Below are 240 nucleotides of genomic sequence, written 5' to 3'. Positions count from 1 at the left end.
CGCTGGCACCTAGGCCGATGAGCATCGACTTGATGACGTGATCACGGAGTATCAAGATGCGGTCCGCCGAGATTTCCGCCGCCAAATGGCGGTTTCCGATGTGCCATGCTACGGCGTAGACTCATAAAGTGATGCACCAGATGCGGACAGCGATGAGTTTGACAGCAGCCAGGAAATTGGCCGGGTTTTTGTCGTAACGTGTTGCAATGCCGCGATAGTGCTTGAGGCGGTTAAAGAAGC

General features: G+C 54.6%; 1 pseudogene. It reads right to left on the bottom strand.

The features are described from left to right. Nucleotides 1–112 (bottom strand): annotated as a pseudogene (locus ABE530_RS19755) (urease accessory protein UreE); the annotation flags it as partial. Nucleotides 113–240 lie beyond the last annotated feature (128 nt).

This window comes from Brucella sp. TWI559, from assembly GCF_039674265.1.
GTDB classification, from domain to species: domain Bacteria; phylum Pseudomonadota; class Alphaproteobacteria; order Rhizobiales; family Rhizobiaceae; genus Brucella; species Brucella chromiisoli.
This window is presented reverse-complemented; position numbering and strand designations above follow the sequence as displayed.